Below are 24,729 nucleotides of genomic sequence, written 5' to 3'. Positions count from 1 at the left end.
ACTGATGGATGAGGAGGCTTTCAAAGATGGAAAAGGGAATTATAAGAAAGTTATTTTTATCCACCTTTTATCTGAGTGCATTTACGTTCGGAGGGGGATATGTCATTATTACTTTGATGAAGAAGAAGTTTGTGGATGAATATCACTGGATGGAGGAGCAGGAGATGCTGGACCTTACTGCCCTGGCCCAGTCGGCCCCCGGTGCGATTGCGGTGAATGGGTCTCTCATCGTAGGATTTAGAATTGCAGGGATCAGAGGGGCTCTGGCTGCAGTTGCCGGGACAGTACTGCCTCCGTTTTTTGTATTGTCTGTAGTTTCTATGTTTTATGCGGCATTCCGGGATAATAAGATGGTTAGTCTGGTTCTGGAAGGAATGCAGGCGGGGGTCGCAGCCGTAATTGCAGATGTGGTGATTGATTTGGGTGCTAAGATTGCGGGAGAGAAGAATGTGGTGTCTCTGCTGATTATGGCAGGGGCTTTTCTCTGTGCGTACGTGTTTCATATAAATGTGATTATCATCATACTGGTCTGTGTGGGGATTGGAACCATACGGGGGCTGTGGAATATGAGGAAGGATGGGACAGAATGATTTATATAAAATTATTTCTCAGCTTTCTTCAGATAGGCGCTTTCAGCATCGGCGGGGGATATGCCGCCCTTCCCCTGATACAAAGTCAGGTAGTACACATTCAGCACTGGCTTACTGCGGGAGAATTCACAGATCTGGTGACAATCTCACAGATGACTCCGGGACCAATTGCCATTAATGCGGCCACTTTTGTAGGTCTGCGTCTGGGCGGTGTATTGGGGGCAGTGATTGCCACACTGGGCTGTATCCTCCCATCGTGTATTATCATGTCGATTTTGGCGTATTTTTATTTTAAATACCGGGAGCTGGAAGTGCTTCAGACCATTCTGCAGGCACTCAGGCCTGCAGTGGTGGCGCTGATTGCTTCTGCGGGCCTTGGCATTTTAGTACAGGCACTTTGGAGCGACAGCAGCAAGGGGATTTCCTTGGAGACGCTGAGCCTGTCCGGGGGAGCCATCTTTGTGGTTTCTATCATTCTGCTGAGAAAAAGGAAGATGAACCCTATAAAGGTTATGGGGATCGCCGGAGCTCTGAATGTTGTCCTATTCTATGCCTCGGTGCTGCTAAAATAAATGGTTTTCCATTGCAAACCGGCCGGAGGAATAGTACAATCACAGTAAGATGATTCGTGTGAGGCCTAAGAACAGGAAGTCGTAAAGGAGGATGCCAATGGAACGTTTTGTGATGGATGATTTTCAAGTACAGATATCCATAGAAACACTGTCGGAGAAGCTGCATCTGTCGGAGCAGGAAGATGTGGAAATGATGGGGGAAAAGCTGCAGGAGGCCCTTCGGATAGCAAAGCCGAAAGCAGTGTATAAAATCTGTGAGGTGACGGAAATTAACGGGGATAAAGTAACCATAGAGGATACCGAATTCCAAAGTCCTACCCTTGCGGCCAAACTAAAAGGCATTCACAATGTTTTTGCCTTCGTAGCAACCTGTGGGACAGAAGTGGATGCGTGGAGCCGCCGGGAGGATGACTACATTGTGAATCTTTGGCTGGATATGCTCAAGGAGATGATTCTGGTAGAGGCTCGAAGGCAGTTTCGAAACCGTTTATCTGAAAAGTATGGGATTAAAAAGTTCGGAGTCATGAATCCAGGATCCGGGAATGCAGACACCTGGCCCATCAGACAGCAGGCCCAGCTGTTCTCCCTGATAGGGGATGTCAATGAACTTACAGGTGTGGAATTGACCGGGGGAACCCTGATGTATCCCACAAAATCAGTCTCAGGAGTTATGTTCCCGTCAGAGGAAGACTTTGTGAGCTGCTCCATCTGCAAGCGGGCGAATTGCCAGAACAGAAAGGCAAAATATATGGGGGCATAATAGCAGAACAGACGGACTGTTCCTCATAGGCATAAAAGCAAGTTACCCATTTAAGCGTGAGCCGTTTAAATGGGTAATTTGTTTAGTCTGCTTTTTATCTTTGTACACGTCCGCTTGTATTGCCGCCCGCAAGGGAGGTGACCTCATCTGGGGTAACCAGATTAAAATCATGTTCGATGGTATGCTTCAGACAAGAGGCGGCCGCTGCGAATTCCACGGCTTCCTGAGATGAAAAGCCGGAGAGCAGAGAGTAGATAAGCCCTCCCCCAAAGCTGTCTCCGCCGCCCACACGGTCTACAATATGGATGGAATAAGTGCGGGAGAAAAAAGCATTCTTACCGTCATAAAGCATACCGCCCCAGTTGTTATCCGTAGCGGACAGGCTTCCCCGCAGGGTAATGGCAGTCATTTTACAGCCGAACTGCCGGCAGATCTTCTGCGCTACCCCAATATAGCCTTCCTTTGAAATTTTACCGGTATCAATATCGGTGTTTTCAGCATGAATGCCGAATACATCGGCCGCATCCTCTTCATTCGCAATGCATACATCTACGTATGGCAGTAATCTGCTCATGATCTCCTTTGCTTCTTCTCTGGACCATAGTTTTTTGCGGTAATTTAAATCGCAGCTTACCGTCAGCCCCATTTTCCTGGCAGTTTTTACTGCCTCCTCACAGATGGCTGGCATATCTTTGCCAAGTGCAGGGGTAATCCCTGTGAAATGAAACCAATTGGCACCTTGGAAAATGCTGTTCCAGTCATATTCCCCCTGTTTTGACAGCGCAAAGGAGGAGCAGGCACGATCATATATTACCTTGGAGGGGCGCTGAGAGGCGCCTTTTTCAACAAAATAGGTGCCAAGTCTGGGTCCGCCCCTAAGAACCGATGAGGTATCTACGCCATAACGGCGCAGAGCGTTAAGGGCGGCCTGTCCGATCTCGTGTTCCGGAACCTTTGACACAAATTCAGCGTCAAGTCCATACTGTGCCAAAGACAGTGCCACATTCGCCTCGCCTCCTGCAAAACTGACCTCAAAACGGTCTGCCTGTACAAAACGTTCATACCCGGCAGGATTTAAACGCATCATTATTTCCCCAAATGTGATTACTTTACTCATATCTTACCTCCCAACTGCACGGCAGAAAGCGCGTGCGGCTTCTGTTATTTTTTCATATTCTCCGGCTTCTGCCCAGGACGCGCTGACCAGATTCCCTCCGATGCCAAAACCGGTGCAGCCTGCGTTTAGATAGTCAGGTATATTTTCTGGTGTGATTCCCCCTACTCCAAGAAACTTAATATGTTTTAAAGGCGCCTTTAATGCTTTGATATAGCCGGGGCCTAAATTGCCTGATGGAAATATTTTGACAAAATCTGCACCGCATTCGTGTGCAAAGGCAGTCTCTGTGGGAGTAAGGGCCCCGGGCATGGATACAAGCCCCAGCCGCAGCGTTTCCCTGATGACCGGTTCCTTTGTATTCGGGGAAATAATATACTCAGCGCCGGCTTTGGCGGCCATCTGCACCTGCTCTACAGTCATAACCGTGCCTGCTCCAACCCGAATATCTTTTCCAAACTTATGGATGACGGAAGCGATAGAAGCAGTGGTAGTTTCCAGCGCATCAGGATTACTCTGATCAAAAGTAATTTCCATCATGTGAATCCCCCCTTTGCAGAGTGCCTCCGCAACAGAAACACATTTTTCCGGCTGAATGCCGCGAACAATGGCAATGATTTTTTCATTTTTAACACATTCCAAAATTTCAGTTCTCATAAATTCCTCCTTAATGTTTTAAAACTATTTGGATAGCATTCTTCCATCCCTTATATTTTTTTCCCCGCAAAGAAGGGCTCATCTGCGGATTATAAGAGGTTCGGTGAATCACATGAAAAATGGATTCATCATAGATTCCGGCTGCGATTCCGCTCATAAACGCAGCGCCGATGCCGGACAGCTCCTGGGTGTTCGGAACCTGTACAGCCGCATTCATGAGGTCACTTTGAAACTGCATGAGATATTCATTCTGCGTGGGACCTCCGTCAACGAACAGATTTCCGATGGGCAGATCTGCTTCTTTTTTTATGCAGTCCAGAACATCCCGAATCTGAAAGGCAATGCACTCTAAACCTGCCCGTACCAGCTCTGCTCTGCCCGTTTTCCTGCTCATGCCGGAAAAAAGAGCTTTTGCATCACTGTCCCAATAAGGGGCGCCAAGCCCTGTAAATGCAGGGACAAGATAGGTGGAATCCTCAGGATTGGACTGGCGGGCTAATTCCGAAGATTCTGCGGCAGAGCGGATCAGACCGATCTCCGTAAGCCAGGTCAGAACAGCACCTGTATAATTAATATTTCCTTCCATTATGTACTGGGTGTGCCCTTTAAAGCGCCAGGCGACGGAAGTGGCTATGCCCTGGCTGCTGAGCTTTGGCTCAGAGCCAATATTGATTACAACAGATGACCCTGTGCCGTAAGTTGCTTTGATCATGCCCGGTTCCAGACAGCCCTGTCCAAAAAGAGCACTCTGGGAATCCCCCAGGACACTGTGAATCGGAATCGGATGATTCAAAAATCCGCCGAGATCTGTCGTTCCGAACACAGAGTCAGAGTCACAGACTTCAGGCAGCATAGAAGTCCGAACGCCAAACATGGAGCATAAATCCTTGTCATATGACTGTGTACGAAGGTTAAACAGCTGGGTGCGTGAGGCATTGGAATAATCTGTCCGGAAACAAGTATTATTGGTCATACGATAGATCAGCCAGCTGTCTACCGTACCCAGATACAGCTTTTTCTGAGCGGCGAGCATTTTAGCTTCTTCATTATGCTCCAGGAACCACGCCATTTTGGAGGCCGGAAAATAGGGGGATAAAGGAAGTCCGGTCCGTTCCTGAATGAATGCAGCATGGCCTTCTGAAGCAATACGCTCACAGACAGGACGCGATCGGGAACACTGCCATACAATTGCGCTGCATACGGGTTTTCCTGTCTCACGGTTCCATGCCACAGTTGTCTCACGCTGGTTGCTGATACCTATACATCTGATAGCATCCTTATCAATTCCGGATTCTGTTACCAGCGCTCTGATACAGCTTATAAGATTTCGGTAGATTTCCTCCATATTATGGGAAATCCACCCCTCCGGGCTGACAATCTGTTGGTGTGCTGCGTCGGTGCGGTGGATTAAGCTGCCGCGGCAGTCGAATAAAAGACACTTTGTCCCCTGAGTGCTCTGATCAATAGAAAGGATATATGGTTCTCTCATGGCAGATCTCCTTTAAGCCATATTTGCTTTTACGGCAGCGGCAATTCCTGCTGCGTTCAAAGCGTAGTGAGCGAAGACTTCGGCAGAATTACCTGTAACAACAGGTTCGTCGGGAAGAGACAACACGATGGTTTTTTTGGGATTTTCGGCGGAAAGCACCTGGCAAACCATAGAGCCAAGCCCCCCTATTGGGGCATGTTCTTCTACCGTGACGACAAGTTTTGCCTGGGCAGATTCCTCAAGGAGTGTTGTCCGATCCAATGGCTTCAGACAGTACATGTCAAGCACGGAGGCCTGAATACCGTCCTTCCCCAGGAGTTCCATTGCGTCCACTGCCGGTTTTACCATCTCCCCGCAGGCAACGAGCAAGACCTCTTTCCCTGTTCCGATTTTGGCAGCGCGATCCATTGCAAAGGGCACATGGTCTTCACTGTAAATATCTTCCACCGGGTTGCGGCCAATACGGATATAGGCGCTCTGCTCGTCTTTCAGAAGCGCTTCTGTCAGCGCTTTCGTCTGGTGGCGGTCGCTGGGAAGATACACCCGCATATTTGGTATCGCAGAAATAGCTGCTATATCCTGAAGAGAATGATGGCTCATACCGAGAGCCCCATAGCTGATCCCCCCCGATATTCCGATGAGCTTAACATTCGTATTGGAATAGGCGACATCAACTTTAATCTGTTCATAGCTGCGGGCAGAGAGAAAAGAGGCCGGGGAAGCAACAAAAGGCTTCTTTCCGCTGTGCGCCATTCCGGCCGCGATACCTACTAAATTCTGCTCTGCAATACCTGCTTCAACGAACTGATCAGGAAATCTGTCGGCGAAAGCGCTTAGTGATGCGGAACCGCGGGAATCGCTGCACAATACCGTAATGTCTTCATCCTGTGCGGCATGCTCCATTAAAACGTCGCATATTACCTTTCGGTTTGCTATTTTATTCATAACAATAACTCCTTTCTTGCCTTAAAATCAGAGATGATCTGTTGGTATTCTTCTCTTGAGGGCACTTTGTGATGCCAGTTTGCCTTATTCTCCATCACAGAAGAACCACAGCCTTTTACCGTATTTGCAATCAGAACGGAAGGTTTCCCTTTGTAAGCTTCCGCCAGTTCGAAAGCAGCATCTAATTCCATGATACTATTTCCGTCTGCTACGTCAATGACATTCCAGTTAAAAGCCGCGAAGCGGTTATGAAGATCATCCAGCGCCATCACATCCTCAGTATTTCCAGAGATCTGCAGACGGTTGCGGTCAACGACAGCACATAGATTATCCAATTTGTAATTAGAAGCTGCCATAACAGCTTCCCATACCGAACCCTCCGCCAGTTCCCCGTCACCCATAACGACATAGGTGCGGTAGCTCTTTTTGCTGCGTTTGGCTGCCAGAGCCATACCTGCTGCCACAGGAAGTCCGTGTCCAAGGGAGCCGGAATTCATTTCTATTCCTGGCAGCTTGTTGTTGGGGTGGCCGATGTACGGTGAATTGTATTGTGAGAAGGCTGAAAGAATATCCTGGAGATCAAGGAACCCCTTCTCGGCTAATACAGCATAGTATGCTTCCATGGCATGGCCCTTGCTTAATAGGAAACGGTCACGATTGGGTTCCTCAGGGGCATCAGGATGAATATTCATTCTTTTAAAGTAGAGTGTCATAAGAATTTCAAGGACACTCATGTCACCGCCAATATGCCCGCCATTTCCGGCCAGTACAATATCCACGATGTCCTTTCTGAGATCGTATGACTTGATTTGCAGATCCCTCATAGTAATTGAATCAGAAGTCATTAATAATCCTCCTTTCTAGAGAACAACAAATAACGGATATCTCGTTAAATGTAAAAACGTTTTAATAAATTTAACTGAAGTATAAAACCGTTTTTATATAAAATCAAGTAGAAAAATCAAAATCAGCAATAAAATCAATATAATTGTGCAATATACACTAAAATAATAGGGTTAACATTGTTAAATAAGCATGATTGACAACAGAGTATCGCGTGGTATATACTTTGAGATATAAAAACGATTCAATATTACATCAGAAATAAGGTGAGATTACCAAGGAGTGGTGTTCCCGTATCTTTCTTGAAAATATATTAAATAATATATTGAATTTTAATATAAAAATGTTAAAATGTTTAATATATAAATCTGGGAATAAGTACCAAGAATAGATAAGGAGAACAAAAAATGACTGAGAACTCAAGAGAGGACAGAAACAAAAAAATAACAATAACAGAAGTTGCGAAGCGTGCAGGCGTATCGGTAGGTACCGTATCCCATGCGTTAAATAATGTGGGATATGTCAATGCCGCGACAAGAGAGAAGGTTCAAAAAGCAGCGGATGAGCTGGGCTATGTACCGAACCGTGCGGGGCGGACATTAAAGACCAGAAAGACCGGGTTAATCATGATGGCTATACCGGATACCTCCAATGAAATTTATTTTGGCATGATTCAGGCAATGCTTACGGTTACGAAGCAAAATGGTTATTCTATGCTTCTCTATTATACAAACGGAGATATGCAGGAAGAATTAAAAACCTTACAGCTTCTCAAAGAGCATGTGGTGGATGGGCTGTTTTTGGTTCATTTCTCCTATGACCAGAGGATTCTGGATGAAATAAGACAGTCTAACAGACCGGTTGTTCTTTGCGGTATGTGCAATCATTTGTGGGCGAATAGCCTGGAGCCATTTGATACGGTTTCCATTGATGTATATGAAGGCATTTACGCGGCTGTCCGCCATCTGGTCCAGATGGGGCATCAAAAGATAGGTTATCTGGCAGGTAAGCTGGGGACAGAAGTGTACCGGCAGCGTTATCAGGCATATCGGGATGCGCTGGAGGAATACAAGCTGGAATTCCGGGAGGATTACGTATTGTGGAATGACTACTCTGAGATAGGAGGGTATAATTCCGGACGTACACTCTTCCAATTATCTGACCGGCCCACTGCAATCTGCGCGTCCAACGACCAGCAGGCGATCGGATGCTGGCAGGCGATCCGGGATCTGGGAGGAAAAGTACCTGCAGACATGGCTCTTACCGGCTTAGATAACTTGAATATATCAAATATTTTGAATATTACCTCTCTAAATATGAAGGAAACCTCTGTTGGCGAAGAAGCTGCCCGATTGTTGTTTTGGCGTTTAGCCCATGAAGATGGAGAGCTGGAATACCAGAATATCTATCTCAGACCAGAGTTAGTTGTCCGGGAGAGTACATTAGGAAGTCTTTAACTCCGGTTTTTCAAGCCTGTGAATCCAATACTGGATCGATAGAAAAAGGAGGCTGTTACATGGAGAGCATCATTAGAAGAACGTTTGAAAAGGGGGAAGGAGTATTCCGGATGGTTCCGAACTTTGTATCCAGAACTTTCAATCTTCCCGGAAGAAGGCTGAAGCTTCACCCGGATGACTACTATTATTATGGAACAAAGGCAGGGGCAATTATGGAACGCTGGTTTAGTTCCATTAATAAAACCCGCAATAACAATCTGGAGAGGGAGGATGAGGGACTGAGTTATATCCTCACATTCGAGGGAGAGCAGGTTTTGCTGGCAGATGCAGTAAAAGAACTGAAGGAAGAACTCATTGGCGATACGCTTCAGAAGAGATATGGAACGTGGCCGGTGTTTGCAAAGTTTTTTGACTATGCCAATCCGCTGTATTTTCATATGCATCCCGGGGATGAAGTGGCTGAAAGGGTTGGGTGTTCTGCAAAGCCTGAGTGTTATTACTTTCCTCCGCAGCTGAATGACTGCGCAGGCAAACGGCCTTCTACCTATTTTGGATTTAATCCGGAGGTGACAAAGGAAGAGGTGGAGAAAAAGCTCAGGCAGTTCAGTAAATGCGATACCCATATCACCGCATTATCCCGTGCTTTTGATCTGGAAGTTGGAACGGGATGGTACATACCGGCAGGAGTGCTGCATGCCCCCGGATCTCTTTTGACCTATGAACCCCAGTGGAGTACAGACTTGAACTGTGTATTTGAAAATGTGGTATGCGGTGAAGTGTACGACAGACATTTCCTGGAGGATATCTGTCCGGAAGATATGGAAGAGGAAGAACGGATCGGATACATTATGGATGCAGTTGACTGGGAGGCCAATTTTGATCCGGATTTCAAAGAACATTACTTCCGTCCGCCGCTTACACTGCCAAAGACTGATAAAAATATGACTGAAAAATGGGTATGCTACGGAAATGATTTTATCACAGCTAAGGAAACAACCATTGTTCCAAACAGTACCGTCACACTAAAAGATAATGCTGCGTACGGCTGTGTCATCGTGCAGGGCTTCGGTACCTTTGGAGTGTATCAGGCAGAAGCTGTGAACATGATGCGGGCCGGAGACCTTACGGCGGATGAGTATTTCGTCTGTAAAGACAGCGCAGAGAGAGGCATTCAGATTACGAACAGCAGCACAACCGAGCCGATGGTAATTTTGCAGCACTTCGGACCGGATAATGCAGTATACATCTCAAAATAGCAAAGGGAGGATTTTAATGAACAGTGTAAACGATTGCTTTGAGTTAAGAAATGGGGTGCGGATTCCGTGCATCGGTTATGGTACATGGCAGACCCCGGATGGTGAAACAGCAGTGAAGTCTGTGCGGTATGCGATTGAAAATGGCTATCGCCATATTGATGGGGCTGCTGTCTACGGGAATGAAGCCAGTGTGGGACAGGGGATCCGGGAAGGATTGGACGCTGCAGGGGTGAAACGTGAGGAGTTGTTTATTACCAGCAAGGTGTGGAATACAGATAGGGGCTTTGAAAAAACAAAGAAAGCCTGTGAAAAGTCCCTGAGGGATTTCGGTCTGGAGTACTTTGACCTGTATCTGATTCACTGGCCGGCCAATGAGGTAAACTGCGGGAAAAACTGGGACGCAGTGAACCTGGACACCTGGCAGGCTATGATCGACTTATATAAGGCCGGAAGGGTCCGCGCTGTGGGAGTGTCCAATTTCCTTCCCCATCATTTAGAGTCTCTTATGAAAACAGAAGTTCCCCCCATGGTGAATCAGATAGAATGTCATCCTGGTCTTATCCGCAAAGAAACCATCGATTACTGCAGGAAAAACGATATTATTGTTGAGGCATGGAGTCCCATGGGAAGCGGTGCAATGTTCCGGAATGAGACAGTGAAAGAAATTTCAGAAAAGTATGAGAAGAGCATTGCTCATATCTGCATTCGCTGGTGTATGCAGCATGGAATCATTCCGCTGCCGAAAAGCGTTACGCCGTCACGCATCAAAGATAATCTGAATGTGTTTGATTTTAAACTGGAGCAGAAGGATATGGAGAAGATTGACAGGATGGAGCTGGCAGGATACTCAGGAAACGATCCGGATACGTTCCATGTATTTTAACCGGTATCAGGACAAGAACATATATCATTTAAGGAGGATGGAATTGTGATCAAACGTACGTTAGGAAGAACGGGATATGAGGTTTCCGCATTGGGGCTGGGAGGCTTTCAGTTTACCAGTATGTTCGATGTCTCTCCAAAGGAGGCAGATGCAATCATTGATTATGCACTTGCCAATGGAGTGAATTTTATTGACACGGCGCAGTGCTATGGCGGGGGCGAAAGTGAAGCCATTGTAGGAAGGGCACTGCAGCGCCATGCGGGAGCAGACAGGCCGCTTGTATGTGCCAAGGTAGGACACCTACATGAAGGAATTCTGGCTGGTATGCGCAACCCCATTGAGGCTTTTCAGGATCCGGACAAGATTCTGGCTGCCATCAAACACTCCATGTGGCTGATGCGTATCGATCATTTTGATCTGCTGCTGATGCATGAGGTGGAAAGAGAGTGGAAGGCGGATTTTGATACAGGAAACTGTGTCTGCATGGAGGTGCTGGAACAGTTAAAAAAAGAAGGAATTGCAGCATACATTGGCGGTTCTTCCTGGGACTGCAACGCACTGGCGCGTATGGTTAAAACAGACCGTCTGGATGTGGTTATGGTTGCGGGCGGCATAAGTCTGCTAAACCGCTGGATGTACGACGAGCTAGTTCCTGCTGCGAAAGAGCATAATGTGGGCGTTGTTGTGGGCGGCTGCCTTGGACAAAATAACCGTTTTTTGGTTTCAGAGGACCGTGAAGGGGTTCAGAAGGAACTGCTGCACTCATCAGATCCACGTCAGGCGGCACAGGGAAAGAAACTCTCCCTTCTTTATGATTTGGCAGATGAGATGGGAATCACTATGATTCAGATGGCAGTCCGCTATGTTCTGGCTCATGAGGAAATCCATTCTCACACTATGGGCGCACGTGCGCTGGCGCATATCAAAGATAATATTAAGAGCGCCGAGATGGGACCGTTAAGCGCAGACGCGGTTGCAAGGATTGATGCAATTCAGGATTTAGATCGGGATGTAAGCGGAAGTATGAAGCTGAAAGAATTTACGGTTGTTTCTTCAAAGTAAAAGCAGGAAGAAAAAGGAGAAAAAGATGATACAGATATTAAAATATGGTGAGCCCATTTTAAAAGTAAAGTACATTGAGGATGAAAGTGATTATGAGATAGAGAGGATGGCTGTTTTGGTAAATCTGTCTTATGACAATAAAAAGGAGATTTTCATCGAGAATATCCCTCTTCAGCCAATGAAAGGAACGATCACAGGGCACACTACCATTCCCTATATTGATAAGGCTGTTATTGTAGAAAATTATGAAGAACTGGCGGAGGATCCTGATGTATTCGAAAAATTTGCTCAGGTATGGCCCCAGATGTACACACTTCGCCCGGAAGAGCGCTTTAAAGATCTTCCATTCTATCACGCAGAGGGTGAATTTGTGCATGGCGGTATGATCTACATAGATACGAACTGTATAGCAAAACCACATAATCTTGGACTGCATAAGACTCATCCCAGAGACATAGATGAATACCACTGTCAGATTCTGGGATATGGGGCTATGCAGAAATTTCATGAGCAGGATTTCGGCACAAAATTTCAGGAACTGAGTATGGCGCCGGGAGTGGTGCATGATGTAATTTTTGACGAAAACGGGGAATATCCCTGGCATCAGTATCAGTCTAAGGCACCCGGTGTGTTTATGGGGATTCACATTACCCGTTCCTAACTGCACACTGGCTTCGAAGGATGATAATATAACTTTAATTTATTATGAGAAAGGAAAAAAATTATGAAGAAAATGAAAAAAGTGGCTGCCCTTGTTTTAGGATGCATTATGATGGCTTCTTTAAGTGCCTGCGGAGGAACGGAATCTAAAGACGGAGCAAGTGATTCAGATGCTAAAGACAGCAAAACAGAAACATCCGCCGGCGGGAATGTAGAACTCACAATGGCGAGCGGTGCTACAACAGAGCACATTCTTTCCAAGTTTGGACAGGCACTGGCAGATGCTATTAATGAAAAGACCGGCGGAACGGTAACAGTGAAATACTATCCGGGCGATACACTGGCAGAGGCCGGCCAGCGTTTGGAGATGAATATGAATGGTGATTTAGATATTGATATCCAGGCATTAAGTGTTTATGACAGCTATAATCCGCAGCAGGGGATCATGAGTGCCTTCTTTATGTTTGAGAGCTGGGAACATTATCGCGCAGTGACCGAAAGCGATACGTATACAAAAATCATTGAGGGCCTGGAAGGGGCCACCGGTTTGACGGATCTGGGTGATGTGTATTATGCAAAGCGTAATTTCTTATCAAAAACACCAATTCAATCCCTGAGTGATATGGAGAATATGAAATTCCGTACTCCAAACGAAGAGATGCCCATTGCTTTCATCAAGGCACTTGGGGCTGCGCCCACACCAATGTCAGGGAATGAAGTATATACATCTTTGCAGAATGGCACAATTACGGCAACAGAAAACGGCGCGGAGCAGATTGTAAACTCAGCATTTTATGAAGTGGCAGACAATATGACAATGACCGCTCACCAGTATCAGACCATGCACATTATGCTTTCCCAGACAGCAAAAGATAAACTCTCAGAAGAACAGCTGAAGGCCGTGCAGGAAGCAGTTAATGAGACGGTTGCTGAATATGACCCGCTGTGTCAGGAACAGGAAGCTACCCAGGAAGAGTTTTTGCGGGAGAATATTCATGTATATGACATTGATCTGACGGAGTTCTATGACGCTGCAGAAAAAACTTATGATGACTTTGACGATGTCTGGGGTGACGGAACTTGGGAAAAGTTTAAAGAACTGGCTAAGTGATTTCCCCAGTTTGCCTTCCAATGCCTGTTCTTCTATGTGTAAACAGGGAAGAACAGGCACAGAGCGCAGGAGTGTAACGAATCACTCGCGGAGGATATATAATGATTCGAGGAATTCAAAATTTAAAAAAATATATGGGCAAGGTAGAAACATTCTTTATGACGTTTATTTTTGCAGCTGCCTTTGTGATCATCATGCTGCAGGCGGTCAGCCGCTATGTGTTCAACAGCCCGATCATCTGGACAGATGAGCTATCCATCAATCTGCAGATGATCATGGCCTTTGTGGGTATTGCATATGGGATTCGAACGAAAACACATATTAAAGTGGATGGGCTGTACCGGCAGTTTCCGAAAAAGCTTCAGATGATAATTGCTATTTTTTTCAACATTCTTTTCCTGGTAGTTGCTGTAACCTGTATAAAATATGGATGGCAGTATGCAATGCGGAACTGGAATATAAATTTTGGAACCATGCCTTTTGGAAAGGGAAAGCTCTTAATGGCAGTACCGGTTGGCTTTGGGGCAGCTATGTTTTATACAGTACTGGATATGATCGATGAGGTCGTGCAGCTGTTCGGTAAGGCCCCGCTGTTTGAGGCAGAGAAGGAGGGAGACAGATCATGAGTTTGCATTTCATATGGCTTTTTGTAATGATGTTTGGGTTTATGGCCCTTGGCTTATCGGTAGGTTCCTGTATTCTCTTCTCTTCGTTCATTTATATGTGGATTTTTGATATCCCGGTTTTCAGCGCACTTATCTCAGGGGTGTCGGCGCCAATGTCTCAGACACTTTTGGCTACAGGGTTCTTTATTCTCGCCGGAAATCTTATGAACCGGGGCGGTATTACAGACAGAATTTTTAATTTTGCCAGAGATGTTGTAGGTTGGATCCCGGGGGGTCTTGGGCATACCAATGTCCTCGCCAGCGTTATATTTGCAGGAATGTCAGGCTCAGCCACAGCAGACGCAGGGGGGCTTGGTCAGATTGAAGTAGAGGCTATGAAAAAGAATGGTTATGATACGGACTTTTCATTGGCAGTGACCGGAGGATCCACAATCCTGTCACCTATTATCCCTCCAAGCATTCCGGCAGTTCTTCTGGCCTGCATTACTGGGGCCTCCACAGGGCGGCTGTTTATGGCTGGTGTGATTCCAGGTATTCTTTATGCCGGGATTATGATGGTGATGATAACCATTATGTCCATGAAAAGGAAATATCCCCGGGATCCGTTTCCAAAGGGAAAACAGTTTCTGAGGGACTTTCTTGCAGCATTTTTTCCGCTGCTGACGCCGGTAATTATTCTGGGCAGTATCTATAACGGAGTTGTAACACCGTCAGAAGCTGCTACACTTGCAGGTGTTTACGCAATTTTGGTAGGCTTGTGTACACGTGATTTAAAGATAAAAGAACTGCCTCATATCTTCCGCGAGGGAGTCCAGCTTCTGGGAAGTATTCTTTACATCACGGTTGCAGCGAAAGTCTTCAGCTATATTATTACCCTGGAGCAGGTTCCGACAATTGTGGCAGAGTTAATGGTGAAGGGAATTCATTCTCCGTTTGGCTGCCTGATGGTAGTAGCGGTAATTCTTCTGATTTGCGGGTGTGTTATGGATGGTACGGCGACTATCTTTATTGTGGCACCTGTGCTTTTTCCGGTTGCCGTAAGCTTTGGCGTTGATCCGGTTCAGTTCTGTATTGTATTTGCATTTACACTGATGATTGGAGTTATTACACCGCCCTTTGGAATGGTTTTGTTTGTCCTGCAGGGAATGAGCGGAATCGAATATGGAAGGTTATGCAAAGCCATGGTGCCGTTTATTGTTCTGGCACTGGTAATGATGATGATACTTATTCTGTTCCCGGGTGTTTCTACATTTCTTCCAAATTTAATTTATGGGACGTAAATACTGTCATAAAAGATAACAGATTATGCGAGGAGAAAGATTATGAAGAAATTGGTTTATTTTTTTCACACAACGCCGGCTACCCCTGAACCTATGAAAAAGGCATTTCAGGAACGATATCCGGATGCGCAGCTGGTAACTATCCTGGATGACGGGATCTTACCGGAAGTGATTGCCAATGACGGAATCCCCACACGGGCAATTACAAAACGCCTGGTAGAATACGGCGGAATGGCTCAGGACCAGGGGGCATCTGTGTTTGTGTGTATGTGTACTACACTGGGGGTGGCTGTCCGGGAAGCACAGAAAGCAATCTCCATGCCTATGATTACTATAGATGGCCCCATGCTGAGGGAAGCTGTAATGTCCGGGGAGAAAATAGGCATGCTGATTACATTTCCGCCGACAGAAAAAACATCCAAGGCTGCCTGCCTTGCCTTTGCAGAGGACTGCAATAAAAAAGTGGAGGTAGAGGTTGTCATTGTAGAGGGAGCGCGTGAAGCGCTGAATCAGGGCAGCAAAGAGCTTCATGATGAATTGATAGTAAAAAAGGCGCATGAGATCGCCGGAGCGTATGATGTGCTGGTATTTGCACAGGTAACTATGCTGGATGCGGCAAAACGCTGCGAGGATCTGCCTGTACCGGTTCTGACCAGTGTGGAATCCGGGATTGAGCAGCTGAGTCAATACCTTGGAGGGAGATAGGAATGAAGATTTCAGACGTAAAAGCAACCATTCTCAAGTATACCTATGAAAATGGAATTGCTGACGCACAGAATTATTTCTCAACGCGCTGTGCTGTCATTGTGCAGGTATATACAGATGAGGGAATTATTGGACTTGGTGAGTCGGCTTGTTTTGGAGGACCGCCTGAGACAACTAAGTTTGTCATAGAAAATGAATTGAAACCCATTATTTTAGGACAGGATCCCACAAATATTCAGAGAATTTGGCAGAGGATGTTTGACCGGACCCGCCAGCATGGCCGCGGAGGTCTGATATTTGCTGCTATGGGAGGCATCGATATTGCCTTATGGGATATCCTGGGCAAAAAAGCTGGGCTTCCGGTCTACAAACTGTTAGGCGGATATACAGATTATGTAATTCCTTACGCAAGTTCCGGCTTTTATTCGAAAGGGAAAGATACAAAAGCCATTGCAGCAGAGTGCCGCAGCTATTTCGAATTAGGATTTAAATATGCAAAAATCAAAATAGGAAGGAATCCGGAAGTCCTGATGACGCCGCTGTACAATATGGCTTTCACAGAAGAGTGCAGATATTCCTTAGAAGAGGATCTGGAGAGGACAGCGGCCTGCTGTGCGGTTGCGAAGGAATACGGAGCGCGCATTATGGTGGATGCCAATAATAACTGGAACACCTTTACCGCAGTCCAGATGGGTAAGAAGCTGCAGGAAATGGGGGTTTACTGGATTGAAGAACCTCTGCATCTGGACAATATTGATGGATCTGCAGAGCTGGCGGCAGCACTGGATATGCCTGTTGCAGGGTATGAGTCAGAGATAGGACTTTACCGCTTCCGGGAATTTATAGAGCGAAGGGCAATCGATATTGTGCAGCCGGATTGTGTCTGGTCCGGGGGAATTACGGAGTGCTGCCGGATTGCAAAGCTGGCGCAGGCACATAATCTTCCCTGTAACCCGCATGTATTTTCCTCAGGAGTCAGTCTGGCTGCCAATCTTCATTTTCTGGCATCCCTTCCAAATGGGGGACTCTTTGAGATGGATCGCAATGTGTATCCCCTTAGAGACGAATTGCTGACAGAGAAAATAGATATAGCGCCGGATGGATTTGTTTATGTCCCCCAGGGACCTGGTCTGGGCATTGAGTTAAATATGGAAACCTTTACTTACTATAGCAAGAATTAGATGAGGAGAAAAGCCATGGCAATGATAACAAAAGAACAGGAAATAGAATTATTGAAGAAATTAGAAGAAAACATTAATTTTACATATGTACCGCAAAAAGATGCCGAACCAATGACACCGGAGAGAATGGCCGAAATTATCAAGGAACTGGAACAGTATCCCAGTGGGTTTGTTGCAGCCTGCCTGGAGAAAGGCCACAGGCGTGTGGATTATTACACATCAAGAATGGATAAATATTATACCGATGCTTCGATTCAATGCACCAACAGAGCAGTGGGGGCAAGATGTGGTTTCGTAGTAACGATGCGGGTAGGTGTTCCGGTTCCGGAATTTGACGCACCGGATCGGTTTGAGCTGCTTCGTCTGATTGATGCCAGTCCAAAGCCAGTTACCCTGGTAATCCAGGTAGATGAACCGGAAGGGATGCGCTTATCAGACAGCAATTTCGGGGGACAGTATGGGCGTGTGTGCAACATCTGCGGTGTGCAGAATGTTATCTGCGATGGGGCAATCCGTGACATAGAAGAGCTGGAAGGATACGGCATGCAGCTGATGATTCCCGGGACAGTGGCGTCTACAGCTCCCTCTATGATTTATGAGCTTAATGGAAAAGTCGAAGTGGCGGGAATGGAAGTGGAACCGGGCGAGCTGGTTCATATGGATCGTGACGGCGCGGTGAAATTTAAAGCAGAGATGCTGGAAGAGCTTTTGGAGATGTGCAGAGCAGAGAAGTGGGCAGAGGATGAGACAAATAAGGTGATCGAGATGGCAGAGACAGTAGAGGAATGTATTCACGCATATGAAATTTGCCACTTAAGATGTAATCCAGCAAAAGAGGAAGCGTAAAGAGAGGTTTTTCCTATGAAACATGAGCCATACACCTATGCGAAAGAGAGTGATTTTCTGAAAGATTTGTCGCGCCTCAAGGGAGGTCTGCCTTTTCTGGACGATCGCGCGGTATTAAACAGTACCTTTGAGATAGATGGAAAAATAATACGCAACCGGTTGCTGGCGCAGCCCATTGAGGGCGGAGATGCCCTGGAATCCGGGGCACCCAGCGGGCGGACGATACGACGTTACTGTGATCTGGCTGCAGGGGGAAGCGGTGTAATCTGGATGGAGTCCATATCCGTGAATCAGGAAGGAAAATCCGTCCCCCGTCAGATGTGGCTGCGCAGGGAAACAGCAGAAGAATTTTCCAAAATGGTTACCAAAATTCATGAGACAAAGAAAGATACTATAGTTGTTGCGCAATTGACACATTCCGGGAGGAACAGCAATCCGGATGGGAAAAAGCTCGCAGTCTGTGCCTTCGAAAATCCCTGCCTCCCCCAAGACAATTTCCGCATTGTGAAAGATGAAGAGCTGGACATGCTCCGGGAGGATTACATCTCAGCAGCGATTCTTGCACAGCAGGCTGGTTTTGATGCGGTAGATATTCGTGCCTGCCACGGCTATCTTTTAAATGAATTGTTTGCCGCCTATAAGCGCGGGGGAAAATACGGCGGAAGCTTTGAAAACAGGACAAGACTTTTACGAGATATTATACGCGGTGTGAAGGCGAAGACAGATTTAACCGTCGCAGTAAGACTAAATGTGACAGATGGTCTTCCGTATCCGTTTGGGTGGGGATGTGAAAAGAAGGATGTCTGGGTTCAGGATATGACGGAACCGTTGAAACTAGTTCAGGAGCTGGAACATCTGGGGGTGTCTGTCATTAATGTCAGCGCAGGTATTGGTGCGTGTACTCCCTATATGATCAGACCTTTTGACCGCGGAAATAATCTTCCGGATGAACATCCTCTTGAGGGTGTGGAACGGCTTTTACAGTCGGCAAAGAAGATAAAAGAAACCGTCCCCTCTGTGTGTGTTGTGGCATCTGGCCTGACCTGGCTGAGGGACTTTGCGCCTGCTGTTGCAGCAGGCGGTATTGCCGAAGGATGGTTTGACCTGGCTGGCTTTGGCCGGCAATGGATTGCTGATCCGGCGTATGCCAATGAAATTCTCCAGGGAATTCCATTAAAAAAGAAATGTACGACCTGTGGAGGATGCATGGGGATTTTGAAAAAAGGGCAGCCGATGCGCTGTGTAAATAATAGGGGAGGACAAGGATGTGAAATATAAATTAGCGTTGCTGGCAAAAGATATTCATAACTCAGTGCTGCCGAAAACGTACCAATTTTTTGGAACATGTATTGGAATAGACGTTGGATTTGAAATCTATAATATTTCTCCGGAAGAACTAGATGATAAAGTTGCTGAGATGAAAGAATCACTGAATGGGTTTACCGTTACCATGCCCTACAAAGTAAAAATACTAGAATACTGTGATGCGCTGGACGTATCTGCCGAAACATGCGGGTCGGCAAATACCATTCTGGTAAAGGATGGCCGGCTGATCGGATATAATACAGACGGTTGGGGAATGATTAAATGTCTGCAGCTCAAAGGATTTGAATTTGCAGGGAAAAGAGCTGCACTGGTGGGAGCCGGCGGTGTAGCCAGGTCAATTGCCTACCATCTCCTGGTGAACGGAGTAAAAAGTGTAGATGTCCTGAATCCATTTGCGGATGAGACAGAGGCACTTGTGCAGAAAATGGGACCGCTCTTCACCGGCCACATTCTGAATCAGGAGAATCTTGTACAGTTTACGAAAGACAGAGATGTATTTATTAATGCGAGTATACTGGGTCAGGTTGGATATAATGATTTTGAAAACCTGGATTTCCTGGATGGGCTGAAGCAGGATGCTCTTGTCTTTGATGTTAACTATTCTAATCCTGATGCGAAGCTTCCCGAAGCGGCAAAAGAAAAAGGGTTCCAGTCCTATGTTGGAAAAGCCATGAGTTCATGCCAGGGAATCCGGGCAATGGAGATCTGGACGGGAAAGAAACCTTCGGATGAGGATGCCAGAAGGCTGGTGGCCTCCGTCGAGAGTGAAGCGTGATAATTAACAGGTGCAAAAGACTCTTATCAGAGTCCGGGCACCTGTTTTTGCGTTTTTTTGCAGGTCTGTACAGGTAAAATATACGGTTCAAAGACTGAAACTTGGAACAAAGCATTGATATCCGAACAAATGTTTGATAAAATGAAAATAGCGATTTATTTCATCACGCATACAAGTTGTCCTCAAGATAAGTAAGAATTAAGGGGCAGCAAGGAGAGGTATAGATATGGAACAGATGACGTTATTTGATGACAGAGGCAGGAGCGCTCCTCTGGCCAGCAGACTTCGGCCGGAGCGTCTGGAGGATTTTGTAGGGCAGGAACATCTGCTGGGGAAGGGGAAGATGCTGCGCCAGCTTATAGAGCGGGATCAGATATCCTCCATGATTTTCTGGGGTGCACCTGGAATAGGCAAAACTTCACTTGCGAGTATTATAGCAAACCGGACCAAGGCAGATTTCATAAATTTCAGTGCTGTTACCAGCGGAATTAGGGAGATTAAGGATGTGATGAGCCGTGCGGAAAGCAGCCGGAGAATGGGAATCCGCACGGTGCTGTTTGTGGACGAGATTCACCGTTTTAATAAAGCACAGCAGGATGCCTTTCTGCCTTATGTGGAGAAGGGAAGCATCATCCTTATCGGTGCTACTACAGAAAATCCTTCTTTTGAGATTAATGCAGCTCTCCTGTCACGCTGCAAAGTGTTTGTACTCAAGGCATTGGAAGAAAAAGATTTGGTTAAACTTCTGACGCACGCACTTAAAAGTCCTGCGGGATTCGGAGGACAGGATATCCATATTACGGACAGACAGCTGCAGGCTGTGGCAGCTTTTGCCAACGGGGATGCCAGGATTGCTCTCAACACTCTGGAGATGGCCGTGCTAAACGGTGCAATTGACAGCAGCGGGGGCGTCACTGTCACAGATGAAGGAATGTCACAGTGTATCAGCAGAAAATCACTTCTCTATGACAAGAATGGCGAGGAGCACTACAATCTAATCTCCGCGCTTCATAAATCTATGCGCAACAGCGATCCGGATGCGGCAGTGTACTGGCTTGCGCGGATGCTGGAAGCAGGGGAGGATCCCCTTTATGTGGCCAGGCGTCTGATCCGTTTTGCCAGTGAAGATGTGGGAATGGCTGACAGCCATGCCCTGGATCTGGCAGTTTCCGTCTACCAGGCATGCCATTTTAATGGAATGCCGGAATGCAATGTGAATCTCACCCATGCAGTTGTGTACCTGTCCATGGCACCGAAGTCCAATGCTTTATATGCCGCCTATGAGGACTGTAAAAAAGACGCCATGAATCACCTTGCGGAACCAGTTCCTCTTCAGATTAGAAATGCTCCCACAGGTTTGATGCGTGAACTTCACTATGGGGAAGGGTATGTGTATGCCCATGATACAAAGGAGAAACTGTCCCGGATGCAGTGCTTGCCGGATGCCCTGAAAGACAGATGTTACTATCAGCCCACATCCCAGGGGAAAGAAAAAGAAGTAAAGGAAAAGCTTGACAGAATTAAGGCCTGGAAAAAAGGGGAAAAAAGTTGAAAAAAATTCTGAAAAGGTGTTGACGAAACATAAACCGGATGCTATAATATCACTTGTCGTTCGGCAGTAAAGCCAAGGCGATAAGCGGGAGTGCTGGAATTGGCAGACAGGCAAGACTAAGGATCTTGTGGGTGTATGCTCGTGTGGGTTCAAGTCCCATCTCCCGCAGTATGAAACCCTGTATCTTATAGTAGGTACAGGGCTTTTTGTTGTTCAAAGAAAAGGCAAAGGTTAAGGGGATTTTGGAACTAGTCTATATCGCAAGTTGCTTCATTCCAGGGTACCAATACCCATCTTGAATATATCAGGGGAGCATGGAACAGGAATATCAACTATAAGCAAAATAATTAAAGATTTGGTAGACCCTATAAAAGGCAGTAGCCTATCAAATTTTTCAGATGAAAAAGATGGATTTCAAATGTAACTAGCACAGTACTATCTAACCTTTTTCGATAATACGGAGAAGCTGAAACCCAGTTTAAACCTTATTTTTTGTCAAGGAGTGACTGGGGGTGTCACATATAAAAGAAAGTTTTTAGCAGAACGGTCTTTATAGAGACTATTCCTTTACAAATCAGCAAAATGGATAAGCCTTCCAAAACCAGAATCAAACAGGCGATTGATAAGCTTCCGGCCGGAGATGTGAAAAAGCTCCAGGGATACATATATGACTATCGCCTGAGGGTTGGGGATTTAAGAGTACTATTTTCCGTTGAAGAGGATACAATAATTATTAAAGATGTGCTGCCCAGAGGACAAGTATATAAAAGAATATAAGAGGTGATGATTATGAGTAAAGAGATGCTAAAAGGCTTGATTGACTTAATAGATGAAGAAGACATGGAGACGATTTTTCGTGTACTGGTAAGATTCGTACCAGAAGATAAGCCGATGCCAGACGAAGTCGAAGCAATTTACCGGGCAAATAAGAGTATTGCCGAACAGGGCACCGTGTCTTATGACGAAATTGATTGGAATTGACAAAATTACTTTAAATTAAATTTTAACGGGCAGATTTTTATATTTTTTAAAAGTCTGCCCATTTGCTGTTTTTACTGGAGGAAAACGTTTAACGCAGTCTTTAAAGTTTGTTAAAAAAACATAAATTATTTAAACCAATTTTATATCTCACAAAAAAATATCGAAAAAAGTTTTCTTTTCGAAAAAATTAGAGATGATTAGCTCCAGAGATACTTATCCATCTGCTCGTTAGACTATGCCGGGATTTTTCGGTAAGGGCTTGCTCCATAGACTACGGATCTTGTGGGTGTATGCTCGTGTGGGTTCAAGTCCCATCTCCCGCAGTAGAATCTCTGTAAATGCAGTTTACAGGGATTTTTTTTGTGTCTAATTGGAATTTAGGGATATAACTACGTGTACTTCGGCTCAAGATGCTTCATGACGACAGGTGTTGTGTGGCAGGGGGACGGTGAGAGGAATCCCGCGGCAGCGGGCGGGCTGGTTCGGACGGGAGGGAGGCTTAAGTTCCGGGGACACCTCCGTCGTGAAGAGAGTCTAAGGCAAAACCGGAATCCCCGCCGGAGCACCGTTCGTATGTGCAAAGAATGCTTGATGTGCATTCTCTGCCCATGCTCACTTTTTTTCGGCCTGGACTGCCGAAAAAATCTCCAGCAAGAATCCCGTTTTTGCCTAAGACTCTCTAGTCACTCCTCCGGAATCGTCCGCGGAACTTAAGCCTCCCTCCCGCCCAACCCAGCCCGCCCACCGCCGCGGGATTCCTCTCACCTGGGTATAGGGAGTTCCAGGGGGAGGTTTTTGGCAGTTTATCCAAAACATCAAGCGGACAATAGTGCGAAACAAGATAAAATGTACAACTTTCGACCTTCCCCGCCTGTTTTCCGTGAATGTGAAGTGAGTCACTGCCAGGTCAAGGGAGGAGGTCTTGGGGCCAGGGGTATTGGGTGGAACTGCGCAGACTGCGGAGTGCGTCCGAAGATCCACTGCCGGCGGTCACTTAGGAGCGAAGGCTTTCCTGAGCTTCTTAGTGAACGGCCAGGCAGTTAGCTAAGGAGAAACGCAGCAGCAAGCAGTTCCACCCAATACCCCTGGCCCCAAGACCTCCTCCCTTGACCGTCCGTCTGCGATGCGCTCGCCGACTACATAACCTCGAACTTCACATACACAAAACTAGAATTTTTCTTTAATCTTCCTCTCCCCCAACTCCAATCTCTGTTCCAGATCCCTTTCCCCTGAAAGAATACTTTTAAACCGTTCCCACTCATCCAGCAGCCCCTGCCCGTGGGGGACCAGGTAAGCGCCTGCGTCACTGCCCAGGGCCATGGTGACACCGGCTTTCCAGGCTTTTCTTATAGTTTCGCCTGCTCTCCTCCAGATGCTTTCCAGAACAGTGTCCGAAAACCGTCCGCAGCCTATGAGGTTAGGAACCACAGTGACCGTAGGCACCCACACGGCCTTAGACTGGGAAAAGGCCCGGATGCACTCATCATCCATGTAATTGCCGTGTTCCACGCTGTCCACCCCTGCCAGCAGGGCATCGTACACAGGGCCGGCTCCGTTGGTATGGGCCATGACCGAAAAACCTTCCTCGTGAGCTATGTGTACCATCTCTTTGACCAGCGCATAGGGCAGGGCATTCCCCGTAATATGGCCGTCTGTGTCGAAGTCCATGATTCCCGTTGTCATGATTTTAATAAAATCCCCGCCCTGCACTTTTACCTCCCGGACAAGAGCCGCATATTCCGGAAGGGTATCGAAGCCCTTGCCTACAATGCCTCCGTAGTGCCCGTTTTTATGAATTGCAAAGATAGGAGTGCGGTAGTCGATTCCGTAAGAGGGCGCAATCTCCCGTGCCCGCCTGGAAACGCCAAGGCTGTCTCCGCCGTCCCGGACAAACCCGATGCCCAGCTTTTGATAGGCGGAAAAATGGGCATGGATTACAGATTCGTCCACACCGGTTTGATGGCGGTTTACCGCATGTTTATAGTTAACAGCGTCCATAATAATATGGGCATGACATTCTCCGAACATAGGATCTCTTCTTTCTTTCTGTGATTTGTG

General features: G+C 46.6%; 24 protein-coding genes and 1 tRNA gene. 19 read left to right on the top strand and 6 right to left on the bottom strand.

Translation table 11 applies throughout. The annotated features are described in order from the left end of the window. The first annotated feature begins 26 nt into the window (after nucleotides 1-26). The 3 genes from ACGHCT_RS15785 to ACGHCT_RS15775 all read left to right on the top strand — a co-directional run bounded on the left by ACGHCT_RS15785 (nucleotide 27) and on the right by ACGHCT_RS15775 (nucleotide 1,922). Complete coding sequence (locus tag ACGHCT_RS15785; RefSeq protein WP_072848351.1) at nucleotides 27-590, top strand: chromate transporter; 564 nt, start codon at nucleotides 27-29, stop codon at nucleotides 588-590. Further along, nucleotides 587-1,162 carry a chromate transporter gene (locus tag ACGHCT_RS15780; RefSeq protein ID WP_072848349.1) on the top strand — a complete coding sequence of 192 codons (576 nt, stop codon included), beginning with the start codon at nucleotides 587-589 and terminating at the stop codon, nucleotides 1,160-1,162. Before ACGHCT_RS15785 ends, ACGHCT_RS15780 begins: the two co-directional genes overlap by 4 nt. Before the next feature lie 97 nt (nucleotides 1,163-1,259). Next, nucleotides 1,260-1,922: a vitamin B12 dependent methionine synthase gene (locus tag ACGHCT_RS15775; RefSeq protein ID WP_390436753.1), complete on the top strand. Its 663-nt coding sequence runs from the start codon at nucleotides 1,260-1,262 to the stop codon at nucleotides 1,920-1,922. Nucleotides 1,923-2,016: 94 nt separating this feature from the next. Here the strand turns inward: ACGHCT_RS15775 and ACGHCT_RS15770 are convergent, their stop codons facing one another. The 5 genes from ACGHCT_RS15770 to ACGHCT_RS15750 are packed head-to-tail and all read right to left on the bottom strand — an operon-like array spanning nucleotide 2,017 to nucleotide 6,972. Then, nucleotides 2,017-3,039 (bottom strand): PfkB family carbohydrate kinase, encoded by a 1,023-nt coding sequence (locus tag ACGHCT_RS15770; protein WP_390436751.1) that lies wholly within the window; start codon nucleotides 3,037-3,039, stop codon nucleotides 2,017-2,019. A gap of 3 nt (nucleotides 3,040-3,042) precedes the next feature. Continuing rightward, the gene (locus ACGHCT_RS15765) at nucleotides 3,043-3,693 is read right to left on the bottom strand and encodes a bifunctional 4-hydroxy-2-oxoglutarate aldolase/2-dehydro-3-deoxy-phosphogluconate aldolase (protein ID WP_390436749.1); all 651 of its coding nucleotides are present in this window, start codon (nucleotides 3,691-3,693) and stop codon (nucleotides 3,043-3,045) included. Between the two features lie 10 nt (nucleotides 3,694-3,703). Continuing rightward, nucleotides 3,704-5,182: an FGGY family carbohydrate kinase gene (locus ACGHCT_RS15760; RefSeq protein WP_390436748.1), complete on the bottom strand. Its 1,479-nt coding sequence runs from the start codon at nucleotides 5,180-5,182 to the stop codon at nucleotides 3,704-3,706. 12 nt (nucleotides 5,183-5,194) lie between these two features. Beyond that, a complete protein-coding gene (locus tag ACGHCT_RS15755; RefSeq protein WP_390436746.1) occupies nucleotides 5,195-6,127 on the bottom strand; it encodes a transketolase family protein in 933 nt (310 codons plus the stop codon). Further along, nucleotides 6,124-6,972, bottom strand: coding sequence for a transketolase (locus tag ACGHCT_RS15750; protein WP_390436744.1), 849 nt, complete (start codon nucleotides 6,970-6,972; stop codon nucleotides 6,124-6,126). Before ACGHCT_RS15750 ends, ACGHCT_RS15755 begins: the two co-directional genes overlap by 4 nt. A gap of 405 nt (nucleotides 6,973-7,377) precedes the next feature. Between ACGHCT_RS15750 and ACGHCT_RS15745 the strand changes: the two genes are divergently transcribed. The 16 genes from ACGHCT_RS15745 (at nucleotide 7,378) to ACGHCT_RS15670 (ending at nucleotide 22,671) form a co-directional block, all read left to right on the top strand. Further along, nucleotides 7,378-8,427, top strand: a complete 1,050-nt coding sequence (locus ACGHCT_RS15745; RefSeq protein WP_390436743.1) for a LacI family DNA-binding transcriptional regulator — start codon at nucleotides 7,378-7,380, stop codon at nucleotides 8,425-8,427. Nucleotides 8,428-8,486: 59 nt separating this feature from the next. Beyond that, nucleotides 8,487-9,683, top strand: a complete 1,197-nt coding sequence (locus ACGHCT_RS15740) for a hypothetical protein (RefSeq protein WP_390436741.1) — start codon at nucleotides 8,487-8,489, stop codon at nucleotides 9,681-9,683. Between the two features lie 16 nt (nucleotides 9,684-9,699). Then, nucleotides 9,700-10,566, top strand: coding sequence for an aldo/keto reductase (locus ACGHCT_RS15735; protein ID WP_390436740.1), 867 nt, complete (start codon nucleotides 9,700-9,702; stop codon nucleotides 10,564-10,566). A 45-nt stretch (nucleotides 10,567-10,611) separates the two neighbouring features. Then, complete coding sequence (locus ACGHCT_RS15730) at nucleotides 10,612-11,628, top strand: aldo/keto reductase (RefSeq protein ID WP_390436739.1); 1,017 nt, start codon at nucleotides 10,612-10,614, stop codon at nucleotides 11,626-11,628. Nucleotides 11,629-11,653: 25 nt separating this feature from the next. Continuing rightward, nucleotides 11,654-12,289, top strand: a complete 636-nt coding sequence (locus ACGHCT_RS15725) for a hypothetical protein (RefSeq protein WP_390436737.1) — start codon at nucleotides 11,654-11,656, stop codon at nucleotides 12,287-12,289. Between the two features lie 63 nt (nucleotides 12,290-12,352). Further along, nucleotides 12,353-13,399 carry a TRAP transporter substrate-binding protein DctP gene (gene dctP, locus ACGHCT_RS15720; RefSeq protein ID WP_390436735.1) on the top strand — a complete coding sequence of 349 codons (1,047 nt, stop codon included), beginning with the start codon at nucleotides 12,353-12,355 and terminating at the stop codon, nucleotides 13,397-13,399. A 101-nt stretch (nucleotides 13,400-13,500) separates the two neighbouring features. Beyond that, nucleotides 13,501-14,025: a TRAP transporter small permease gene (locus ACGHCT_RS15715; RefSeq protein WP_390436733.1), complete on the top strand. Its 525-nt coding sequence runs from the start codon at nucleotides 13,501-13,503 to the stop codon at nucleotides 14,023-14,025. Continuing rightward, nucleotides 14,022-15,305 carry a TRAP transporter large permease gene (locus tag ACGHCT_RS15710; RefSeq protein ID WP_390436731.1) on the top strand — a complete coding sequence of 428 codons (1,284 nt, stop codon included), beginning with the start codon at nucleotides 14,022-14,024 and terminating at the stop codon, nucleotides 15,303-15,305. The genes ACGHCT_RS15715 and ACGHCT_RS15710 overlap by 4 nt, the downstream gene beginning before the upstream one ends. 42 nt (nucleotides 15,306-15,347) lie before the next feature. Next, on the top strand, nucleotides 15,348-16,010 hold the full coding sequence (locus ACGHCT_RS15705; protein WP_390436729.1) for an aspartate/glutamate racemase family protein: 663 nt from the start codon (nucleotides 15,348-15,350) through the stop codon (nucleotides 16,008-16,010). A 2-nt stretch (nucleotides 16,011-16,012) separates the two neighbouring features. Continuing rightward, on the top strand, nucleotides 16,013-17,191 hold the full coding sequence (locus ACGHCT_RS15700) for a mandelate racemase/muconate lactonizing enzyme family protein (RefSeq protein ID WP_390436727.1): 1,179 nt from the start codon (nucleotides 16,013-16,015) through the stop codon (nucleotides 17,189-17,191). Nucleotides 17,192-17,206: 15 nt separating this feature from the next. Further along, nucleotides 17,207-18,037: a hypothetical protein gene (locus tag ACGHCT_RS15695; RefSeq protein ID WP_390436725.1), complete on the top strand. Its 831-nt coding sequence runs from the start codon at nucleotides 17,207-17,209 to the stop codon at nucleotides 18,035-18,037. 15 nt (nucleotides 18,038-18,052) lie between these two features. Next, nucleotides 18,053-19,315, top strand: a complete 1,263-nt coding sequence (locus ACGHCT_RS15690) for an NADH:flavin oxidoreductase (RefSeq protein WP_390436723.1) — start codon at nucleotides 18,053-18,055, stop codon at nucleotides 19,313-19,315. Beyond that, nucleotides 19,305-20,138 carry a shikimate dehydrogenase family protein gene (locus ACGHCT_RS15685; protein WP_390436722.1) on the top strand — a complete coding sequence of 278 codons (834 nt, stop codon included), beginning with the start codon at nucleotides 19,305-19,307 and terminating at the stop codon, nucleotides 20,136-20,138. The genes ACGHCT_RS15690 and ACGHCT_RS15685 overlap by 11 nt, the downstream gene beginning before the upstream one ends. A 226-nt stretch (nucleotides 20,139-20,364) precedes the next feature. Beyond that, nucleotides 20,365-21,690: a replication-associated recombination protein A gene (locus ACGHCT_RS15680; protein WP_390436720.1), complete on the top strand. Its 1,326-nt coding sequence runs from the start codon at nucleotides 20,365-20,367 to the stop codon at nucleotides 21,688-21,690. A gap of 84 nt (nucleotides 21,691-21,774) precedes the next feature. Beyond that, nucleotides 21,775-21,858, top strand: a tRNA-Leu gene (locus ACGHCT_RS15675). A gap of 621 nt (nucleotides 21,859-22,479) precedes the next feature. Then, nucleotides 22,480-22,671: a hypothetical protein gene (locus ACGHCT_RS15670; RefSeq protein WP_072848339.1), complete on the top strand. Its 192-nt coding sequence runs from the start codon at nucleotides 22,480-22,482 to the stop codon at nucleotides 22,669-22,671. Nucleotides 22,672-23,838: 1,167 nt separating this feature from the next. On the opposite strand, the gene ACGHCT_RS15665 is transcribed toward ACGHCT_RS15670, so the two are convergent. Then, on the bottom strand, nucleotides 23,839-24,699 hold the full coding sequence (locus ACGHCT_RS15665) for an amidohydrolase family protein (RefSeq protein ID WP_072848125.1): 861 nt from the start codon (nucleotides 24,697-24,699) through the stop codon (nucleotides 23,839-23,841). Nucleotides 24,700-24,729 lie beyond the last annotated feature (30 nt).

The sequence above is a fragment of the Lactonifactor longoviformis genome (genome assembly GCF_042848515.1).
Lineage (GTDB): Bacteria > Bacillota > Clostridia > Lachnospirales > Lachnospiraceae > Lactonifactor > Lactonifactor longoviformis.
The sequence above is the reverse complement of the archived record's forward strand: the minus strand, read 5'-3'. Positions and strand labels throughout refer to the sequence as shown.

Bases quoted from the DNA above. Each gene is read 5' to 3' on its own strand.
- ACGHCT_RS15745 (WP_390436743.1), top strand. From the start codon at position 7,378: ATGACTGAGAACTCAAGAGAGGACAGAAACAAAAAAATAACAATAACA.
- ACGHCT_RS15785 (WP_072848351.1), top strand. From the start codon at position 27: ATGGAAAAGGGAATTATAAGAAAGTTATTTTTATCCACCTTTTATCTG.
- ACGHCT_RS15705 (WP_390436729.1), top strand. From the start codon at position 15,348: ATGAAGAAATTGGTTTATTTTTTTCACACAACGCCGGCTACCCCTGAA.
- ACGHCT_RS15750 (WP_390436744.1), bottom strand. From the start codon at position 6,972: ATGACTTCTGATTCAATTACTATGAGGGATCTGCAAATCAAGTCATAC.
- ACGHCT_RS15690 (WP_390436723.1), top strand. From the start codon at position 18,053: ATGAAACATGAGCCATACACCTATGCGAAAGAGAGTGATTTTCTGAAA.
- dctP (WP_390436735.1), top strand. From the start codon at position 12,353: ATGAAGAAAATGAAAAAAGTGGCTGCCCTTGTTTTAGGATGCATTATG.
- ACGHCT_RS15665 (WP_072848125.1), bottom strand. From the start codon at position 24,699: ATGTTCGGAGAATGTCATGCCCATATTATTATGGACGCTGTTAACTAT.
- ACGHCT_RS15780 (WP_072848349.1), top strand. From the start codon at position 587: ATGATTTATATAAAATTATTTCTCAGCTTTCTTCAGATAGGCGCTTTC.
- ACGHCT_RS15755 (WP_390436746.1), bottom strand. From the start codon at position 6,127: ATGAATAAAATAGCAAACCGAAAGGTAATATGCGACGTTTTAATGGAG.
- ACGHCT_RS15765 (WP_390436749.1), bottom strand. From the start codon at position 3,693: ATGAGAACTGAAATTTTGGAATGTGTTAAAAATGAAAAAATCATTGCC.
- ACGHCT_RS15775 (WP_390436753.1), top strand. From the start codon at position 1,260: ATGGAACGTTTTGTGATGGATGATTTTCAAGTACAGATATCCATAGAA.
- ACGHCT_RS15725 (WP_390436737.1), top strand. From the start codon at position 11,654: ATGATACAGATATTAAAATATGGTGAGCCCATTTTAAAAGTAAAGTAC.
- ACGHCT_RS15760 (WP_390436748.1), bottom strand. From the start codon at position 5,182: ATGAGAGAACCATATATCCTTTCTATTGATCAGAGCACTCAGGGGACA.
- ACGHCT_RS15695 (WP_390436725.1), top strand. From the start codon at position 17,207: ATGGCAATGATAACAAAAGAACAGGAAATAGAATTATTGAAGAAATTA.
- ACGHCT_RS15670 (WP_072848339.1), top strand. From the start codon at position 22,480: ATGAGTAAAGAGATGCTAAAAGGCTTGATTGACTTAATAGATGAAGAA.
- ACGHCT_RS15710 (WP_390436731.1), top strand. From the start codon at position 14,022: ATGAGTTTGCATTTCATATGGCTTTTTGTAATGATGTTTGGGTTTATG.
- ACGHCT_RS15770 (WP_390436751.1), bottom strand. From the start codon at position 3,039: ATGAGTAAAGTAATCACATTTGGGGAAATAATGATGCGTTTAAATCCT.
- ACGHCT_RS15740 (WP_390436741.1), top strand. From the start codon at position 8,487: ATGGAGAGCATCATTAGAAGAACGTTTGAAAAGGGGGAAGGAGTATTC.
- ACGHCT_RS15735 (WP_390436740.1), top strand. From the start codon at position 9,700: ATGAACAGTGTAAACGATTGCTTTGAGTTAAGAAATGGGGTGCGGATT.
- ACGHCT_RS15700 (WP_390436727.1), top strand. From the start codon at position 16,013: ATGAAGATTTCAGACGTAAAAGCAACCATTCTCAAGTATACCTATGAA.
- ACGHCT_RS15715 (WP_390436733.1), top strand. From the start codon at position 13,501: ATGATTCGAGGAATTCAAAATTTAAAAAAATATATGGGCAAGGTAGAA.
- ACGHCT_RS15680 (WP_390436720.1), top strand. From the start codon at position 20,365: ATGGAACAGATGACGTTATTTGATGACAGAGGCAGGAGCGCTCCTCTG.